15 protein-coding genes are annotated in these 18426 nt (G+C 58.1%); 3 read left to right on the forward strand and 12 right to left on the reverse strand.

All coding sequences use genetic code 11. The features are described 5' to 3' along the window. Window positions 1–32 precede the first annotated feature (32 nt). On the reverse strand, window positions 33–1664 hold the full coding sequence (gene ilvA / locus RF819_RS12610; RefSeq protein WP_078365310.1) for a threonine ammonia-lyase, biosynthetic: 1632 nt from the start codon (window positions 1662–1664) through the stop codon (window positions 33–35). Between the two features lie 114 nt (window positions 1665–1778). Here ilvA and RF819_RS12615 point away from each other — a divergent pair, with 114 nt between their 5' ends. Beyond that, the gene (locus RF819_RS12615; RefSeq protein WP_078365311.1) at window positions 1779–2228 is read left to right on the forward strand and encodes an OsmC family protein; all 450 of its coding nucleotides are present in this window, start codon (window positions 1779–1781) and stop codon (window positions 2226–2228) included. Between the two features lie 18 nt (window positions 2229–2246). On the opposite strand, the gene coq7 is transcribed toward RF819_RS12615, so the two are convergent. Together coq7 and RF819_RS12625 are read right to left on the reverse strand one after the other, a co-directional pair. Further along, on the reverse strand, window positions 2247–2867 hold the full coding sequence (gene coq7 / locus RF819_RS12620) for a 2-polyprenyl-3-methyl-6-methoxy-1,4-benzoquinone monooxygenase (protein ID WP_078365312.1): 621 nt from the start codon (window positions 2865–2867) through the stop codon (window positions 2247–2249). Between the two features lie 174 nt (window positions 2868–3041). Further along, window positions 3042–4355, reverse strand: a complete 1314-nt coding sequence (locus tag RF819_RS12625) for an OmpP1/FadL family transporter (RefSeq protein WP_078365313.1) — start codon at window positions 4353–4355, stop codon at window positions 3042–3044. A 492-nt stretch (window positions 4356–4847) separates the two neighbouring features. Here RF819_RS12625 and RF819_RS12630 point away from each other — a divergent pair, with 492 nt between their 5' ends. Both RF819_RS12630 and RF819_RS12635 read left to right on the forward strand, forming a co-directional pair. Further along, window positions 4848–5885, forward strand: a complete 1038-nt coding sequence (locus tag RF819_RS12630; RefSeq protein ID WP_078365314.1) for a porin — start codon at window positions 4848–4850, stop codon at window positions 5883–5885. A gap of 457 nt (window positions 5886–6342) precedes the next feature. Next, complete coding sequence (locus RF819_RS12635) at window positions 6343–7353, forward strand: porin (RefSeq protein ID WP_078365315.1); 1011 nt, start codon at window positions 6343–6345, stop codon at window positions 7351–7353. Window positions 7354–7505: 152 nt separating this feature from the next. Here RF819_RS12635 and RF819_RS12640 read toward each other — a convergent pair whose 3' ends face one another. The 9 genes from RF819_RS12640 to mmsA all read right to left on the reverse strand — a co-directional run bounded on the left by RF819_RS12640 (window position 7506) and on the right by mmsA (window position 18390). Beyond that, the gene (locus tag RF819_RS12640) at window positions 7506–8102 is read right to left on the reverse strand and encodes a beta-phosphoglucomutase family hydrolase (RefSeq protein WP_078365316.1); all 597 of its coding nucleotides are present in this window, start codon (window positions 8100–8102) and stop codon (window positions 7506–7508) included. 27 nt (window positions 8103–8129) lie between these two features. After that, the gene (araA, locus tag RF819_RS12645) at window positions 8130–9632 is read right to left on the reverse strand and encodes an L-arabinose isomerase (RefSeq protein WP_078365317.1); all 1503 of its coding nucleotides are present in this window, start codon (window positions 9630–9632) and stop codon (window positions 8130–8132) included. Window positions 9633–9669: 37 nt separating this feature from the next. Next, entirely contained in the window at window positions 9670–10365 is a 696-nt protein-coding gene (locus RF819_RS12650; RefSeq protein ID WP_078365318.1) for an L-ribulose-5-phosphate 4-epimerase, read from the reverse strand. Then, complete coding sequence (locus RF819_RS12655) at window positions 10362–12029, reverse strand: ribulokinase (RefSeq protein WP_078365319.1); 1668 nt, start codon at window positions 12027–12029, stop codon at window positions 10362–10364. The genes RF819_RS12650 and RF819_RS12655 overlap by 4 nt, the downstream gene beginning before the upstream one ends. 254 nt (window positions 12030–12283) lie before the next feature. Further along, window positions 12284–13444: a galactokinase gene (gene galK, locus RF819_RS12660; RefSeq protein WP_078365320.1), complete on the reverse strand. Its 1161-nt coding sequence runs from the start codon at window positions 13442–13444 to the stop codon at window positions 12284–12286. Further along, window positions 13429–14481 (reverse strand): UDP-glucose--hexose-1-phosphate uridylyltransferase, encoded by a 1053-nt coding sequence (locus tag RF819_RS12665; protein WP_200224085.1) that lies wholly within the window; start codon window positions 14479–14481, stop codon window positions 13429–13431. The genes galK and RF819_RS12665 overlap by 16 nt, the downstream gene beginning before the upstream one ends. Next, window positions 14474–15655: a Gfo/Idh/MocA family protein gene (locus tag RF819_RS12670; RefSeq protein ID WP_078365321.1), complete on the reverse strand. Its 1182-nt coding sequence runs from the start codon at window positions 15653–15655 to the stop codon at window positions 14474–14476. The genes RF819_RS12665 and RF819_RS12670 overlap by 8 nt, the downstream gene beginning before the upstream one ends. 4 nt (window positions 15656–15659) lie before the next feature. Continuing rightward, entirely contained in the window at window positions 15660–16856 is a 1197-nt protein-coding gene (mmsB, locus tag RF819_RS12675; RefSeq protein WP_078365322.1) for a multiple monosaccharide ABC transporter permease, read from the reverse strand. 1 nt (window position 16857) lies between these two features. Continuing rightward, window positions 16858–18390: a multiple monosaccharide ABC transporter ATP-binding protein gene (gene mmsA, locus RF819_RS12680; protein ID WP_078365323.1), complete on the reverse strand. Its 1533-nt coding sequence runs from the start codon at window positions 18388–18390 to the stop codon at window positions 16858–16860. Window positions 18391–18426: the final 36 nt, after the last annotated feature.

An 18426-nucleotide genomic window follows, 5' to 3' on the forward strand; every position in this document is an offset into this window, starting at 1 on the left:
ACCCTTCGGCAAAGGTGAGGGCCGGTAGGGACTTATTGTTGCAGGAACATCTGGTACGCCGGGTTGCCGGTTTCTTCCACACAGGGGTAACCCAGTGTGCTCAGGAAGGCCGCGAACTCGGCATCATCTGCGGCAGGCACCTGCAGGCCCACCAGAATACGGCCATAGTCCGCACCCTGGTTGCGGTAGTGGAACAGGCTGATGTTCCAGCCCGGGCGCATCTGGCTCAAAAACTTCAGCAGCGCGCCGGGCCGCTCGGGGATCACAAAACGCAGCAGCCGTTCGTTTTGCGCCAGCGCCGAGTGGCCGCCCACCATGTAACGAATGTGCTCTTTGGCCAGTTCGTCATGGGTCAGGTCCAGCGCGGTGAAGTTGTGTTTGCCCAGATGGGCGGTGATCTTGGCCGACTCGCCTTTGCTGGTGGTGGTCAGGCCCACAAACACATGGGCTTTGTTGGCATCGCTGATGCGGTAGTTGAACTCGGTCACATTGCGCGTGGTTTTGGTGCCGCCAAAAGCGGGCAGGTCACCAATCAGCTCACAAAAACGTCGGAAACTGCCGCGCTCTTCGGGGATGGTCACCGCAAACAGGGCTTCACGCTCTTCACCCACTTCGGCGCGTTCAGCGACAAAACGCAGGCGGTCAAAGTTCATGTTGGCGCCACACAGGATGGCCGCGTAGGTTTCACCTTTTGTCTTGTGCTGGGCTACGTACTGCTTGATGGCCGCCACCGCCAGCGCACCGGCCGGCTCGACGATGCTGCGGGTGTCGACAAAAATGTCCTTGATGGCGGCACACACCGCGTCGGTGTCCACGGTGACGAAGTCGTCAACCAGGTTGCTGGCAATGCGGAAGGTTTCTTCACCCACCAGCTTGACCGCCGTGCCGTCAGAGAACAAGCCTACATCGGGCAGCGTTACCCGCTGTTTGGCGGTCACCGACTGGATCATGGCGTCCGAGTCGTTCATTTGCACCCCGATGACCTTGATACGCGGGTCCACCGCCTTGATGTAATTGGCCACACCCGACACCAGCCCGCCGCCGCCAATGGCGACAAACACCGCGTCCAGCCGGGGCCCCGCGATGTGGCTGGATTTTTGGCCCGATTTGGCGGCCTTGTCAGCCACCAGGGTCTGAACCTGGCGCAGCATTTCCATGGCCACCGTGCCTTGGCCAGCAATCACATCGGGGTCGTCAAACGGGTGCACAAAGGTGAGCCCTTCCTTGGCCTGCAGCTCCAGCGAATGTTTGTAGGCATCTGAATAACTCTCGCCAAACAACACCACCTCGCCACCAAAACCACGCACCGCATCCACCTTGACCTGCGGTGTGGTGGTGGGCATGACGATGACCGCACGGGTGCCGAGTTTGCTGGCGCTCAAGGCCACACCTTGGGCGTGGTTGCCTGCGGAGGCGCAGATCACACCTTTGTCGAGTTGCTCCGCTGTCAGGTGCGCCATCTTGTTGTAGGCGCCGCGCAGTTTGAAGCTGCGCACGGGTTGCTGGTCTTCGCGTTTGAGCAACACCGTGTTGTGCAGCCGTCTGCTCAGGTTGCGGGCGGGCTCCAGCGCGGTCTCAATGGCCACGTCGTACACACGGGCGGTGAGGATTTTTTGCAGATAGTCTTGTGGGCTCAGGGACTGTGCGGCAGAAGAGGTGGGCATCGGGCTACACTTTCAAAGTGAATGAGCGCAAAGTTTTACTCCGCGCGGGGTGTTTTTGACTATTGTAGCGGCATGAGTTTTTACTCCGCGCGGAGCACATAGATAGGATCAAACATGGAATGTACAGTCAGCTGGACCGGCGCGTTGAACACCCGCTCCAACATGGGTTTTGTGGCTGAAACCGGCAGCGGCCACACGCTGATGATGGATGGCGCGCCCGATGCCGCCAAACCTGAGAACGGTGGCCAGAACCTGGCCGCGCGCCCGATGGAGCTGCTGCTGGCTGGTACCGGTGGTTGCACCGCTTATGACGTGGTGCTGATCTTGAAACGTGGCCGCCACGAGGTGAGCGGTTGCAGCGTCAAGTTATCTGCCGAGCGCGCGGAGACCGAGCCCAAGGTGTTCACCCGCATCAACATGCACTTCACCGTGACGGGCAAAGGCCTGCCTGCCGCAGCCGTGGAGCGCGCCATTGCCCTGAGTCACGAGAAATACTGCTCAGCCAGCGTGATGCTCGGTAAAACCGCGCAGATCAGCACCAGCTTTGAGGTGCTGGAGGTCTGATTCAGAACTTGGAGCAGCCTAAACCCGGTGCGCAACCGTGGTCATCACTTTGGCGGCGGCTTTCATCAGCCCTTTGACCGGCGCGGGCAGCGTCATGGCGCCCAGTTCCATCGCGTTGTAGGCGTGGCGTGCCTCGTCGTCGATCATCTGCGCGACGATGGCGCGTGAGGCGTGGTCTCCAGCCGGCAGACGGCTCATGTGGCCTTCCAGGTGGGCTTCGACCTGGTTTTCGGTCTCCACCACAAAGCCTAGGCTCACTGCGTCACCGAGCTTGCCAGCGAGCAGTCCCAGGCCAAAGGCACCGGCGTACCACAGCGGATTCAGCAACGAGGTGTGTTCACCCAACTCTTTGAGACGCTGTTCGGTCCACGCCAGATGGTTGGTTTCCTCGGCGCCAGCCTCGATGAAATGGGCGCGTAGGGCTGCATCTTTGGTAGCAAAAGCCTGCGCCGTGTAGAGTGCCTGGGCACAGACCTCGCCGACGTGGTTGACCCGCATCAGCGCGCCGGCCTCTTTCTTCTCCTGCTCTGACAGCTGGGTCACTTCACCCGGCAGAGTGGGGCAGGGCTGCGCCGCAGCATGGGACGCAAACACCGTGCGCAAAGCAGAGTCGGCGGCAATGAGAAAACGGTCAATCATGGTGGCTGTCCAAAGTGGGGATGGGGCGGATTGAGTTGTGGCAAATTGTAGGGTGATGGTCGCTGAATGTGGCCACACACCCTCAATGTGCTTCTTTTCTGTGCACGCGGTTCACCACTTGGCCAAAAAAAAAGCCCCCGAAGGGGCTTTTTTGAGTTGACGCTGCAACGCAGATCAGAAGGCGTGTGAATATTGCACGCCCAAAATCCAGGCGCTGGCGGCGTAGCTGCCGGTGACCCGACCACGGCCAATAGACGGTGATCCTGCAGGAGCCCTCTGATCGTTGTCAATTTTTGAATCCTTGAGGTACAAGTAGGTCACGCCAAAGTCAAACACCGAACCTTTGCTGGGTGTCCATTGGGCACCACCCGAAAGCCAAAGGCGATTGTTGTCCGGTAGCGATACCAGACGGGTTGCGGCCGACTTGACAGGTGTCTGATCGTAGGCAATACCCATCTTCAGCTTGACGTCGCTGCTGTACTGGTAGTTGGCGCCCACGGCCACGCGCCAAGCGTCGCGAAATTCCGTGTCCAACGTCTGTGCCAACGAACCGTCAGATGTCCGAATGATGTCCAGTTTGGGAATGGTGCTCCAGCCTGTCCAGGAAACATCACCCAGCAATTGCCACTTGGTGTTGAGCTGATGGGTCCCACTCAAAATAAACATATCTGGCAACTTCAAGCTGGCTGTTGCGGCTCGATCGCTGCTGGGGACCGGCGTCGCGCCAACGATATTGATATTGCCGGTGAGATCGTAGCTGACTGTGGACCGGTAAGACACACCAATTTTGGTGTCTGGTGAAACGGTAAACAGCGCGCCCACATTCCATCCCCACGAGTCATCTTGAAGATCGAGTTTCAAAGGTGAAGCAGAGAAATTTAACGCCCCACCTCCGCCAACTACTGCCCCCACCTGACGGGTGTAGTCCGCTGTTAGGCGCTGCCAGCTTAAGCCTGCGCCCACCGACACCTTGTCATTCACCCGGTAGGCGATGGATGGATTGATGTTGTAAGTCTTGACGTCAAACATCGTGGCTTGAGCTGCGCCAATCCAGGGGTTGTCGTACTCTGTTTTCATGCCAAACGGGGCACCCATGCCCACCCCCACATACAGATCCTTGTTCAAGGCCCAGGACAGGTAGGCGTTGGGCACAAAGCCCCATCCGCCGCCATCACCACCGTTGCCAGAACCTGGCAGTTTGCTGCCAGGAAAACTGGCACCAATGGTTGACCCTTGGTCTGTGAACTTGAAACTGGTTCCGATGGCCGCCATGCCGCCTGAAAACTCGCGATCCTGTAACTGGGTCATACCCGCCGGGTTGTAAAAAATGGTGCTGGCGTTATCCGCAATCGCCGCTGAGCCCGCATAAGCATTGCCCAGGCCGCTCGCATTTTGTTCAATCAATTGAAAGCCTGAGGCCGACACGTAGTTGGCAAACAGGCCCAGGACCAGTGCCGGGATCAGTTTCATTTGGGATGGAATGGCCATGTTGTTTCCTCTGAATAATGGTTTGTAGAAAGCGTCTCCTAAAACAGCCCAAGCGCTTTTGCAGCCGGATGGGGTGCGGCTGTTCATTTAACCCAAGTGTCAACGCCAGACGGCCTGTGCGATGGTTTGAATAAAAAAGAACGGTCGTGCTGTTTGATCGGATGTTGCACGTATTTGTCGGCCACCATGGGAGGGGTTTTCCCTGCTACATCTGCAAGCTCTGTCAGTCGGGTAGGGTGACATCACTGCGACAAAGTGGCAAAACGCTCAGACGAGCCGCATTGTCTGAGCAGGGAAATCCCCAGTCTGGTGTGTGTTGCTATCACGCTACAAACCACCCCTCTTTACCTGCGAAACAAAAATGAAACATGGCTGTGCTGGTGTTTTTTGCAGAGACAGTGGTCAAATCAAACACGCGATGTTTCATCCGCCCGTTTGAACAAGTTGAACAACAGCGCTCAAACGTTTTGTTAATTTTTTGGAGTTTTACTCATGAAAAAAAGTCTGATTGCTTTGGCAGTTCTCGCTGCTTCCGGCGCCGCTATGGCCCAATCTTCCGTGACTGTTTACGGTATTGCTGACGTTTGGTTTGGCAGTGCCAAGTCAACTGTTGGTGGTGTGAGCGTGCGCGATACGCTTTTGGAAAGCGGCGGTGTGAACAGTTCGCGTTGGGGCATCAAAGGTTCTGAAGACTTGGGCGGTGGTTTGAAAGCCAACTTCGTTTTGGAACAAGGGTTCAATCTGGATGACGGTTCTTCGAAGGACTTGGCTACCAAATTGAATGGCGACGACGCAACCGGTTCGGCTGCATTCTCCCGCCAGTCTTACGTCGGTTTCTCCGGCGGCTTTGGTGAAGTCAAGTTGGGCAAAATGTGGACTGCCTATGATGACGTGAACGGCGCTTCTGATGCCGTGTTTGACTCCAAGCTGTCGCCCATGAACTGGATTTTCGCCAGCACCGGCTACAACTCCAACCCCGGTAACAGCATTTACTACGCAACTCCGACTTTTGGCGGTTTTGCTGGTGCAGTCAGCTACAGCCTGGGCGAAGACAAAACCACGACGCTCAGCGCCTCGTCTATCGCCAGCTACAACCTGACTTACGCTGCAGGCCCCCTGGCTGTGCAATTCGGTTACCAAGTTGAAGACAACAACACTTTTGCCAATGATGCGAAGTTCACCCGTTTGGGCGCAACTTATGACTTCGGCATTGCCAAGCTCTATGCCACCTACGGCAAGGTCACTAATGTTGGTCACGACACGACTTTTGATGCCAAAGAGTACCAAATCGGTGTGGATTACCCTGTGACGTCGGCTCTGACTCTGTCTGCCAGCTATGCCAAATCTGATGATGACCGTTCCAACGGTGCATTTGAAGAATCGCGTAAAGGCTACGGCATTGGCGCTTCTTACACTTTGTCCAAGCGTACCTTCCTGTACGGCGGCTACACCTCCAACAAGTTCACGAACAACGGCACTGCCGACGACAAGTTGAACATCTTGGCTGTGGGCGTGCAACACCGTTTCTAATCTGACGCTGACGCAAGTCAGCTAACGGTTAAAACCATAAACCCCACCCGGGCAACCAGGTGGGGTTTTTTATATCTGGAGAAGTCTGAAGGGGTAATGAAAAAAGATAGCTATCTGTCCTTTATTCATAAGGGCTAACCGCCAATTATTGATGGATTTCAGTGCATGATGAAAACTTACGTGCGCCAGTGTTTTAGCCGCAACCAAAGGTCGTCGAGCTGACGGCTGGCTGACGTCGTCTATGGGCCAATTTCAATTTCATGCACCAGCATGTGCTTTTTGAAGTGTTGCAAGAGCGCAACGATCGCACCAAATTTGAGCGCGTTTTGGGGGAATAAGGAGTCAGCTGTCATGTTCCTCTGTTTCAATAGGCTTTAACTTCCTGAGCAAGGAGGTTGGCCCGGGGTTCTGAGACTTTCTGTCTGGAATCCTCCGTTTAACCTTGGAGAAATCTGAAATGAAAAAATCGTTGATCGCGCTGGCCGTTTTGGCAGCATCTGGCGCTGCTATGGCCCAATCTTCTGTGACTATGTACGGTATCGCTGACGTCTGGTTTGGCACTGTCAAGACCAACAACGGTACTTCCAGCCTGACACAGACCAAATTGGAAAGTGGTGGCGTGAATGGTTCGCGTTGGGGCCTGAAGGGTTCTGAGGACCTGGGTGGTGGTTTGATGGCCAACTTCCAGTTGGAACAAGGTATGAACATGGATGATGGTTCTGGTGCTAGCACCACTGCAACCGCATTCGCTCGCCAATCCTGGGTCGGTTTGTCTGGTGGCTTTGGTGCCGTCAAACTGGGTCGTATGCCCACCCCCTTCGATGATGTGAACGGTGCAGCTAATGCTGTGTTCGACTCCAAATTGTCTGGCGTGAACGATGTTTTCCGCAGCACCGCTTACACCGTTCGTCCGAACAACTCCCTGTACTACCAAGCACCGACATTTGCTGGTTTCAGCGGTGCCATCAGCTACAGCCTGGGTGAAGACAAGACGACTACGACCGATGCTACCTCTACCACCAGCATGAACTTGACCTATGCAGCTGGCCCCTTGGCAGTGCAATTTGCTTATCAAGTTGAAGATATCGTCAACACGGTGGCTTTGAACGCTGACAAGAAGTACACCCGTCTGGGTGCATCTTACGACTTTGGTGTTGCCACTGTTAAAGCTTCTTATGGCAAGGCTGCTAATGTCGCCAACACGGACGGCCAAGACGCCTCTGATTACCAAATCGGTTTGGATTTCCCCGTTTCTTCTGCTTTGACTTTGTCGGGCAATTTCGCCAAGTCTGACGACAACGGCGCTTTGGGTGATGCAGAACGCACTGGTTATGGCCTTGGCGCTAAGTACACACTGTCCAAGCGCACCTTCGTGTACGGTGGTTACCGTCATGCCAAGACCGACAACGTGTCTACGCCTGACACCAAGACCGACGTGTTCGCTGTTGGCGTGCAACACCGCTTCTAATCCGACGCTGGCGTCAGCCAGCTGAGGTTTAGAAACCAAAAAACCCGCCTGGGAAACCCGGCGGGTTTTTTTATGTCTGTGACAAGAGTCGTGGCATGCAGCACCCGGGTCAGACCAATGGCCTGTGCGGGCTGCCAGATGCACCCGCCAGCTCAAAAATAGTCGTTGTAGATGTGGTGGGTCAGGAACACGTCAACGGCGGCCATGCCGGCGCTGGAGGCGGCTTGCAGGCCCAGTTGGGCGTCTTCGAAGACCACACATTGGCCGGGGTCCACACCCAGCAGTTCGGCGCAGCGCAAAAAAGTGTCGGGTGCCGGTTTAGGGTGGTCGACTTGGTCCGCGCCCACCACCGCGTCCAGGTAGGTGTCCATGCCACATTGCTGCAACACCAGCAGCGCCTCGGCGGTGTTGGCACCGGTGCCAATGGCCATAGGTTTTTTGCCGTGGTACTGTTTGACCAGGTCGAACAAGGCCGTTGGTTTGACAAAACGGCGCACGTTGTCACGCACACACTGTTCTTTGAACTCATTCATCTCGTCCAGGCTGGCCGAGACCGTGCAGTCAAACTTCTCGATCAGAAAAACCAACGTCTCCTTGGTCGGAACACCGGCCAAGGAGCGCATCAGCGGTCCGTCAATGGGAATGTGGTACTTGTTGAGTGTGGCTCTCCAGCTGAACTCGTGTAACTGGCCGCTGTCGACCAGTGTGCCATCCATATCAAAAATGAGAGCTACATAATCATCATACATAAGGGCTATAGGCAGAAACTCTGGTCGTCAGAGTCCCTGGTTCAAGTGGTAATAAGCCCCATTGTGACGCAGCTCGGTTTTGATGCCGCGCACCGTGGTGTCGGCTCCGATCACCACCGCTTCGATGCCCGCCATCTCGGCCAGGTCCACCGCCTCGTCGGCGGTGATGCCTTGGGTGTAGGCGCTGTGGTGGGCACCACCAGCATGGATCCAGGCCGCTGCCGCCACCGCCAGGTTCGGGCGGGGTTGCCACAGGGCTTTGGCCACCGGCAAGTTGGGCAACTCTTGTGCCGGGGTCACGGTGTCGACCTCGTTGATGATCATGCGAAAACGCGTGCCCATGTCGATCACCGAGATGTTGATTGCCGGGCCCGCTTTGCCGGTGAACAGCAGGCGTGCGATGTCCTTGCGGCAGCCGATGGTGTGCAAATGCACTTCCAGCTTCGGTTTCGCGGCGGCAATCGACGGGCAGACTTCGAGCATGTGGGCACCCAGCACCTGGCCGACTGCGCCAAAGTTGTAGGTGTAGTCCTCCATGAACGAGGTGCCACCGCTACGGCCCTTGGACATGACCTTGGCGATACGCACCATGGCGGCTGTTTTCCAGTCACCTTCACCGCCGTAGCCAAAACCTTGGCTCATCAGACGTTGGGTCGCCAGGCCGGGCAGGTTGGTGGTGCCGGTCAGGTTTTCAAAACAGTTGGTGAAGGCACCGAAGCCGCCCTCGGTCAGGAACTTGTGCAGGCCCAGCTCCAGGCGGGCTTCGTTTTGCAACATCTCAAACTGGTGGGCATCGGCCAGCAGGGCGGGAGACACTTCGTAGTCTGCTTTGTAGATCTCGATTTGCTGGGCCACTTGCGCATCGGTGATGGTGGCAACCGCTTCCTGCAGGTCGCCCAGGCCAAACGCGTGCACTTCGTAGCCGAACTGGATCTGCGCAGAGACCTTGTCGCCTTCGGTCACCGCCACCTGGCGCATGTTGTCGCCAAAACGCGCGACCTTCAGGTTCTGGCTCTCAAACCAGCCCATGGCCACGCGGCACCAGCTGTCGATGTCGGCCTGCACACGCGGGTCGGCCCAATGGCCCACCACCACCTTGCGGTCTTGGCGCAGGCGGGTGCTGATGTGGCCGAACTCGCGGTCACCGTGGGCACTCTGGTTCAGGTTCATGAAATGCATGTTGATATCGGCAAACGGCAGTTCGGCGTTGAACTGGGTGTGCAGATGCATATAGGGTTTGCGCAGCGCCTTCAGGCCCGCAATCCACATCTTGGCGGGAGAGAAGGTGTGCATCCACAGGATCACGCCGACGCAGTTGAGTGCGCTGTTGGCGGCCTGGCAGACCGCCAGGATGTCGGAGGGGGACACCACCGTGTCTTTGGCCACGACCTTGATCGAGATGGCCTCGGAGGCACTCAGGCTGCTGGCAATGGTCTGGCTGTTCTCAGCCACCTGGGCCAACACACCTGGGCCGTACAAATGTTGTGAGCCGGTGATCAGCCAGACTTCTTTGGTATCGAAAACTTTCATGGAATGCTCCTCAAAAAATAGCTAACAGCCCAGGTATTTACTGGGCTTGACCGTAATAAGCGTTCTTGCCGTGTTTGCGCAAGAAGTGTTTGTCGATGATGGTTTGCTTCAAGGACCTGATGTCCGGGCGCAGGGTCTGGGTCAGGTAGGCCATGTGCGCCACTTCTTCCAAAATTACCGCGTTGTAAACCGCTTTGGCGGCGTCTTTGCCCCAGGTGAAAGGGCCGTGACCAGCGACGATGACCATGGGTGCGTCGTCCGGGCTGCGGCCAGCGAAGCAGTCGGTGATCTGCACACCGGTTTCTTCTTCGTAGTCGCGCGCGATCTGGGCGTCTGTGATCAATGCGGTGCAGGGGATGTCGCCGTAAACAAAATCGGCATGGGTGGTGCCAAAGCAGGGGATAGGCCGCTGGGTCTGCGCCCAGGCCGTGGCAAAGGTGGAGTGGGTGTGAGTCACTCCACCAATGCTGGCAAAGTGCCGGTACAAATAAGTATGGGTGCGGGTGTCGGACGAGGGTTTGAGTTTGCCCTCCACCACGGTGTTGTCGAGGTCCACAATCACCATGTCATCTGGTGTCAGCTCGGCATACGGCACACCGCTGGGTTTGATGGCAATGACCCCTTTGGCGCGATCGATTTCCGACACATTGCCAAAGTTGTAGACCACCAGCTTGCGCCGGTCCAGCTCCATATTGGCCTCATAGGCCGCGCGTTTGAGTTCGGTGTAACTCATGGCTTTCCTTCGTTGACATAGGCGCCCAGGTGTTGGTAGCGCGCATAGAGCTTTTCGTAAGCCTGCGCCGCCTCGGCGTTGGGCATGTAGGTTTTGCAGACAGGGGAGGCCATGACAGCCTGGGCGCTGGCCACATTGGCGTGTGCCCCACCGACGGTGGCGGCAAAAATGGCGGCGCCCAGGGCGCAGCTCTGTTCACTCTCCAACACGTCAATCGGGCAGTTCCAGACGTCGGCGCAGACCTGCATGACAAAGTCCGACTTCTTGGAAATACCACCAATCACCACCACGGCGTTGATCGCAATACCTTCTTCCTTGAAGCGCTCGATGATGGCACGGGCACCAAAGGCGGTGGCTTCCACCAGTGCGCGAAACACCTGCGGTGCCTGGCTGCCCATCTTCAGGCCGGTGAGGGCCATGGCCACAGTCTGGTCGGCATCGGGGGTGCGGCGGCCATTGACCCAATCCAGCGCGGTGATACCGGTTTCTGCGACCGCGAGTTTGGCCGCTTCAACTCCCAGTGCCGCCAAGGTATGGTCTTCAATCTCCTGGATCAGCTGGTGTTTGGTGGCCTCGTCGATCAAGCTGCTGCGCTGCAGCAAGTTGGTTGTGGGCCAGTTGACCAGGTTGCGGAACCAGGCATACAGGTCGCCAAAGGCGGACTGACCCGCCTCCAGCCCCACCAGGCCGGGCATCACCGAGCCGTCCACCTGGCCACAGATGCCGCGCACCGATTTGTCGCCGATGTCGGCGTAGCTGGCCACGGTGATGTCACAGGTGGAGGTGCCCATGATTTTGGTCAATACACCCGGTTTGACGTTGGCCGCCACGGCACCCATGTGGCAATCAAAAGCGCCAAAACCGACCGCTGTGCCCACTGGCAGGCCCAGTTTGTCAGCCCATTCTGCGGTGAGTCGGCCACACAACTGGTCGGCGGTGAAGGTCTCGACCGGCAGCCGGTCACGCAAACCACTCAGCAGCGGGTCAATACCTGCAAAGAAGGCGTCGGGCGGGTAACCTCCCCAGCTGGCATGCCACATCAGTTTGTGCCCGGTGGCGCAGCGCCCCATGCGTAGCTTGTCGGGGTGGGTGGTGCCGGTCAGAACGGCCGATATCCAGTCGCAGTGTTCGACCCACATATAAGCAGCTTTGGCCACCGCCGGGTCAGCGCGCATCACGTGCAAGGCTTTGGCCCAGTACCACTCCGAAGAGTAAATGCCACCCTCAAACTTCAGGTAGTTTTCCGGTGCCTGGTGAGCGGCTGCGGTGATCTGTTGCGCCTCTTTGACGGCGGTGTGGTCTTTCCACAGGACAAACATCGCGTTGGGATTGGTGGCGAACTCAGGCAGCAAGGCCAGTGCCACACCGTCGCGGTTCAAGGCGATCGGGGTCGAGCCGGTGGTGTCAAAACTCAGGCCCACCACCTGCTGGGCAGCACCCGCCGGGGCTTTTTGCCACAGGGCCTGCACGGCTTCGACCAAACTGTCGGTGTAGTCCAGCGGGTGCTGGCGAAACTGGTCTTTGGCGGGCGCGCAAAACAGGCCTTGGCTCCAGCGTGGGTAGTACACCACGGCACTCGCCACTTCTTCGCCGGTTTGCGCATTCACCAACAGCGCCCTGACCGAATCACTGCCGTAATCCAGACCCAATGCATAAGAGCTCATAAAACATCCAGGAATTGAAACAAGCATGAACCGTGAAGGGACACAGACCCGGCCACACAGTGTGCGGGCCAGGGTGTCCGGTCACAGAAAAACAGCTCTTTGGCCTGGGATCAGCGGCATGCGCAACCGGTCAAAGGCCAAAGAGTGAGCGCATGATAGCCATGGGGGGCATATTGATCCAATAGAGATTAGGAGACTATTGATACCAATAAATACATGCCGCAGACCCGCAGGGAGCAGGCCGTTGGATGGGCTCAGCTCAGGGAACCCGCACCTTGTGAGGCCTGGCAGACGTAGACGGTACCCGCTTCGCCAGTGGGTGATCGGTATTGCTCAGCCACGGCTTGGCGGACTGCTTCGACCTGGGTCGATGGCATCAATGCCACCGCGCAACCGCCAAATCCGCCGCCGGTCATGCGGGCGCCACCCACCGGGCCAATGGCGGTCTGCAGGATGTCCACCAACTGATCGACCGCGGGGGCAGTGATTTCGAAGTCGTCACGCATCGAGACATGGGAGGCCGCCATGAGTTGCCCCATCTGTCGTAAATCACCCGCTGCCAAAGCCACGGCGGCGTCGAGCGTGCGCTGGTTTTCGGTGACGATGTGCCGGGCACGGCGCAGCACGATGGCATCCAAATCCCCCGCCTCAGCCTCCAGCCGGGCCAGGTCCAGATCACGCAAGGCCTTGACGCCGTAGTGCTTGGCCGCCGCTTCACACTGCAAGCGCCGGGTGTTGTATTCACTGCCAACCAGCCCGCGGCGCACCCGGGAATGCACAATCATCACCGCCACATCAGCAGGCATCGGCACCGCCTGTGTGGCAAGTGAGCGGCAGTCGATCAGCAGGGCGCTACCGGCTTCCCCGCGTGCTGATACCAGTTGGTCCATGATGCCGCAGTTGCAGCCAACAAACCGGTTTTCGGCGCGTTGGGCAATCAAGGCCATGTCGGTGGGACTGAGCTCGCTGAACCCCTGCAGGGTTTTGAAAGCCTGAGCCACCGCAACCTCCAGCGATGCCGAGGACGACAAGCCAGCACCCTGTGGCACATTGCCAGCGAGTGCCAAATCGGCACCTTGCAGCGGCAAGCCTGTTTCCAGGAGGTACTTGACGACACCTCGTACGTAATTGGGCCAAGCGCCCTCGGCCAAAGGCAGGATGGGCTGGTCAAGGCGGAAGCTGTCGACTTCGGCGCCATAGTCGGCAGCCACCACGCGCACGACGGCGTCGGTGCGCGCACTGGCAGCGATCAGTGTGCCAAAGTTGATGGCGCAGGGCAGAACATAACCGTCGTTGTAGTCGGTGTGTTCACCAATCAGGTTGACCCGCCCGGGGGCTTGCACCCAGTGTTGCGGTGGGCTGCCAAACGCGGCTTCAAAAGCCTCAGTGGCGACGTGTTTCAAAGCTTGGGACATGTGGATGACTCGCGGTAATGCAGGTCGGAGACCGCGCGTAAGCGATCAGCGGCCTGTTCTGGCGTGAGGTCACGCTGCGCTTCGGCCAGCATCTCAAACCCCACCATGAACTTGCGCACACTGGCTGAGCGCAGCAGAGGGGGGTAAAAATGGGCGTGCAACTGCCAACCTTCGGTGCTGCGGCCGTCAAATGGGGCGCCATGCCAGCCCATCGAGTAAGGGAAGGAACACTCGAACAGGTTGTCGTAACGGCTGGTCAGCTTTTTCAGCGCCAGCGCCAGATCGGCCTGCTGCGTCGCGTCAAGCTGGGTGATGCGCTGCACGGCAAAGCGTGGCAGCAGCAAAATCTCAAAAGGCCAGGTGGCCCAGAACGGCACCACCGCCAGCCAGTGCGCCGTCTGGACGACCACACGTTCACCACTGGCCGCCTCACGCTGGGCATAGTCGAGCAGCAGGGGGCGCTGATGTTGGTTGAAGTAGGCCCGTTGGTGCAGGTCTTCCTGATGCACTTCACTGGGGATGTAACTGGTGGCCCAGATCTGACCATGTGGGTGCGGGTTGGAGCAGCCCATCATGGCGCCCTTGTTCTCGAAGATCTGGATGCCTGGGTAGGTTTGAGCCAGCTCTTTGGTCTCGGAGATCCAGGTTTGGATGACCTGGCCAATGGCAGGCAAGGACAACTCCGGCAAGGACAGGCTGTGGTCTGGCGAGAAGCAGATCACCCGGCTGGTACCGCGGGCGCTCTGGATCTGGAACAGATCGTCCGTCGGCGGTGTCGCTTCGGGTGTGTCCGCCATCATGGCCGCAAAATCGTTGGTGAAAACGAAGGTGTGCAGGTAGTCAGGGTTGCGCTCGCCAGTCACCCGCAGGTTGCCGGCACACAAATAACACTGCGGGTCATGGCTGGGTCGTGCACTGCGATCAGGTGATTCCTGCTGGCCTTGCCAGGGGCGTTTGGCTCGGTGTGGCGAGACGAGCACCCATTGGCCGGTCAGGGGGTTGTAACGACGATGGGAATGGTCACTGGGGTCAAACATGGTCAGTTGTACCTTCAACGGCTGTCCAGGTACCTTGTCGCTGGCTGGAGGCCAGCGCGGCGGTCACAAAGCGCAGGCCTTGCAGTCCGTCACTGGCGTTGGGGAAGTGTGTGGACAGCGGGTCCACCGTCTGATGGCAGCGACGCGCGGCGATCGTATCGGCCGCGTCGGTGTACAGGTTGGCGAAGGCTTCGTGAAAACCTTCGGGATGCCCTGCCACGATGCGTGAGGCTCGCGCGGCCAGTGGCAGGGTGCCGGGACCGTTGGGTGTGCGGACCTGTGCTGGCGCATCCAATGGCTTGAAGTGCAGCACTTGCGGGTGTTCTTGCTGCCACTCCAGGCTACCTAAGGCGCCGCTGATACGGATGCGCAAGCCGTTTTCCACACCTGCGGCGGCCTGGGTCACCCAAAAACTGCCGCGGGCGCCGTTGCTCAGACGCAGCATCGCCCCTGCGTAGTCGTGGGTCAGCCGATCCGGCACGATGCTGCCGACCTCCGCTGCCACTTGATCCACTTCCAGCAGGGTCATGAATCGCATCAGGTTGTGGGCATGGGTGCCGATGTCGGCCAGCACCAGTGAGGGGCCACCCCGTACCGGGTCATCTTTCCAGGCGCGTCGGCCTGGTCCCGCCTTGGCGCGACCCCCTTGGACATACTCGACCTGCACCAGCCGGATATCCCCCAACTGACCGTCCTGCACCATGGCCCGGGCCTGGCGCACCATCGGATACCCTGTGTAGTTGTGGGTCAGACAAAACACCAAGCCGGTGTCTTGGACCTTCTGGTGAAGCGCCTCTGCCTCTGCCAGCGTGTTGGTCATGGGTTTGTCGCAAATCACATCCAAGCCGTGGTCCAGCGCCAACATGGCCAGTGCAAAGTGGCTGTCGTTGGGGGTCATGATGGCCACCACCTCGGCACCATCAGCGCGCTGCGCCTCGGACTCGATCAGGGCCTGGCCACTGGGGTAACTGCGCTCTGGTGCCATCCCGAGACCCAGCCCCGCGCTGCGGGCGCGCTCAGGGTCAGAGGACAGGGCGCAGGCGACCAGCTCAAAGCGGTCATCCAGCCGCGCTGCCTGGCGGTGCATGGCTCCGATAAAAGAGCCCGGCCCGCCACCGATCACGGCCAGCCGCAGCCGACGCCCCAACAGTTGCATTACCGTGTTGTCCGCCATCAGGCTACTTCTTCTTGTTGTAGACGTCGACGCACACCGCTGCCAGCAAGACCAGGCCTTTGATGACCTGTTGCCAGTCGATGCCAATGCCCATGATGGACATGCCGTTGTTCATCACACCCATGATGAACGCACCAATTACCGCACCCAATACCTTGCCAACACCACCCGATGCCGATGCGCCACCGATGAAGCACGCAGCAATCACATCCAACTCAAACCCGAGGCCTGCTTTGGGGGTGGCGGTGTTGAGCCGGGCGGCAAAAATCAGACCAGCCAAGGCTGCCAGCACGCCCATGTTGATGAAGGTGTAGAAGGTCAGGCGCTCGGTGTTGATGCCGGACAGGCGGGCGGCTTTTTCGTTGCCACCCAGGGCATAGATGCGCCGCCCCACCGTGGTTTTGGAGGTGACAAAGTCGTAGACCAGCATCAACACCAGCATCACGATCAGCACATTGGGCAAACCACGGTAAGACGACAGCAGGTAGCTGAACGCGGCAATCATGGCTGCAAACGCCAGATTCTTGAACAGGAAAAAGACATAGGGTTCGTTGTCCATGCCGTGTTTGGTGCGTGCCGCCCGGTCTTTCACTTTGGCCAACAACAGGATCAAGGCCATGGCCAAGCCGAGCACCAGCGACAGGACTTTCAGACTCTCGCCACCAAACGGATCGGGAATAAAACCGGTGCTGAGCAACTGGAATTCAGGCGGAAATGGGCCAACCGAAGCACCGCCCAGAACCACCAGTGTGAGGCCCCGAAACACCAGCATGCCTGCCAGCGTCACAATGAACGCCGGAATTTTGTAGAAGGCCACCCAATACCCTTGCGCGGCGCCAATCACGCCACCGAGCACCAGGCAGATCAGGGCGGTCAGCGCAAAATTGAGGTTGTATTCCACCATCAAAACGGCGGCGACAGCACCGACAAAACCGCAGACTGAACCAACAGAGAGGTCAATGTGACCGGCCACAATGACCAGCAACATGCCCAGGGCCATCACGATGATGTAGCTGTTTTGCAGAATCAGGTTGGTCAGATTCAGGGGCTGGAACAGGGTGCCGTTGGTCATCACCTGGAAGAATGCCATGATGGCCACCAACGACATCAGCAGGCCATACTCTCGCAGGTTGTTTTTCAAGAAACCCAAGCCTTGGGAGGCTGCTGCGGGTGGGGTGGCTTTTGAAGAGACGGTCGCCATGTCAATTTGCTCCTGAGGTCACAATAGATCGCATAATTTTTTCCTGAGACGCTTCTGCTGCGGTGAATTCCGCCACAAAAGCGCCCTCGTTCAACACACAGATTCGGTCACACATGCCCAACAACTCGGGCATTTCCGACGAAATCATCAAGACACATTTGCCCTGCTCGGCCAATTGCGCAATGATGGTGTAAATCTCATATTTGGCACCCACATCAATGCCACGCGTGGGCTCATCCAGAATCAGCACCTGCGGGTCTGAAAACAGCCATTTGCTCAGCACCACCTTTTGCTGGTTGCCCCCAGACAGATTGACGGTATTGGCAAACACATTGGGACTGCGGATCTTGAGTTTTTTCCGGTAGTCCTCCGCCACGCTGTATTCCTCACCTTCGTCGATGACCGAGTGTTTGGATACCGCTTCGAGGTTGGCCAGTGTGGTGTTCCAGGCGATGGTTTCTTCCAGCACCAGTCCGTAGCCTTTGCGGTCTTCGGTGACGTAGGCTAGACCAGAGTTGATGGCTTTTTGTACGGTGCTGGTGTCAATCGGCTGGCCGTGCATCAACACCTCACCAGTGATGTTGCGACCGTAGGTGCGGCCAAACACACTCATCGCGAGCTCGGTGCGCCCGGCTCCCATCAGGCCAGCAATGCCGACAATTTCGCCTTTGCGCACATGCAGGTTGACGCCCTTGATGACTTCGCGGTCGGCATGTTCTTCATGGTGGACATGCCAGTTTTTGATCTCAAACACTTTGTCACCGATATGTGGCACGCGTTTGGGGTAACGGTCCGCCATCTCGCGACCTACCATGTGTTTGATCACCAGATCTTCGCTGATCTTGGTGCCTTGGGCGTCCAGTGAGGCCACCGTGGTGCCATCCCGCAAGATGGTGATAGCGTCGGCCACCTTGGACACTTCGTTGAGTTTGTGCGAGATCAGGATGCAGGAAATACCCTGGCGTTTGAGTTCCAGAAGCAGCTCCAGCAGCGCGTCACTGTCGGTCTCGTTCAAGCTCGCTGTGGGTTCGTCCAGGATCAGCAGTTTGACTTCTTTGGACAAAGCCTTGGCGATTTCAACCAGCTGTTGTTTGCCCACGCCGATGTTGGTGATCAAGGTATTGGGCGACTCTTTGAGCCCCACCTTGGCCAACAAGGCCTGTGTTTTGACATAAGCCTGGTTCCAGTCAATGATGCCGTGGCGCGCTGGCTCATTGCCCAGAAAGATGTTTTCAGCAATCGACAGAAGCGGCACCAGTGCCAATTCCTGGTGAATGATGATGATGCCGCGGTGTTCGCTGTCGGCAATGCCGCGGAACTGGCAGTCCTGGTTCTGGAACCGGATGTTGCCTTCGTATTCGCCGTGTGGGTACACCCCACTGAGAACCTTCATGAGTGTTGATTTACCAGCCCCGTTTTCACCCACGATGGCGTGGATCTGGCCAGCTTGGACCGTTAAATTCACATCACTTAATGCACGTACGCCGCGGAACGCCTTGTGGATCCCGCGCATTTCAAGAATCGGATCAGCCATATTGCCTCTGAAAATGAAAAAAGGCCCTGCGCTTGT

The sequence above is a fragment of the Rhodoferax fermentans genome (assembly GCF_002017865.1).
GTDB lineage: Bacteria > Pseudomonadota > Gammaproteobacteria > Burkholderiales > Burkholderiaceae_C > Rhodoferax > Rhodoferax fermentans.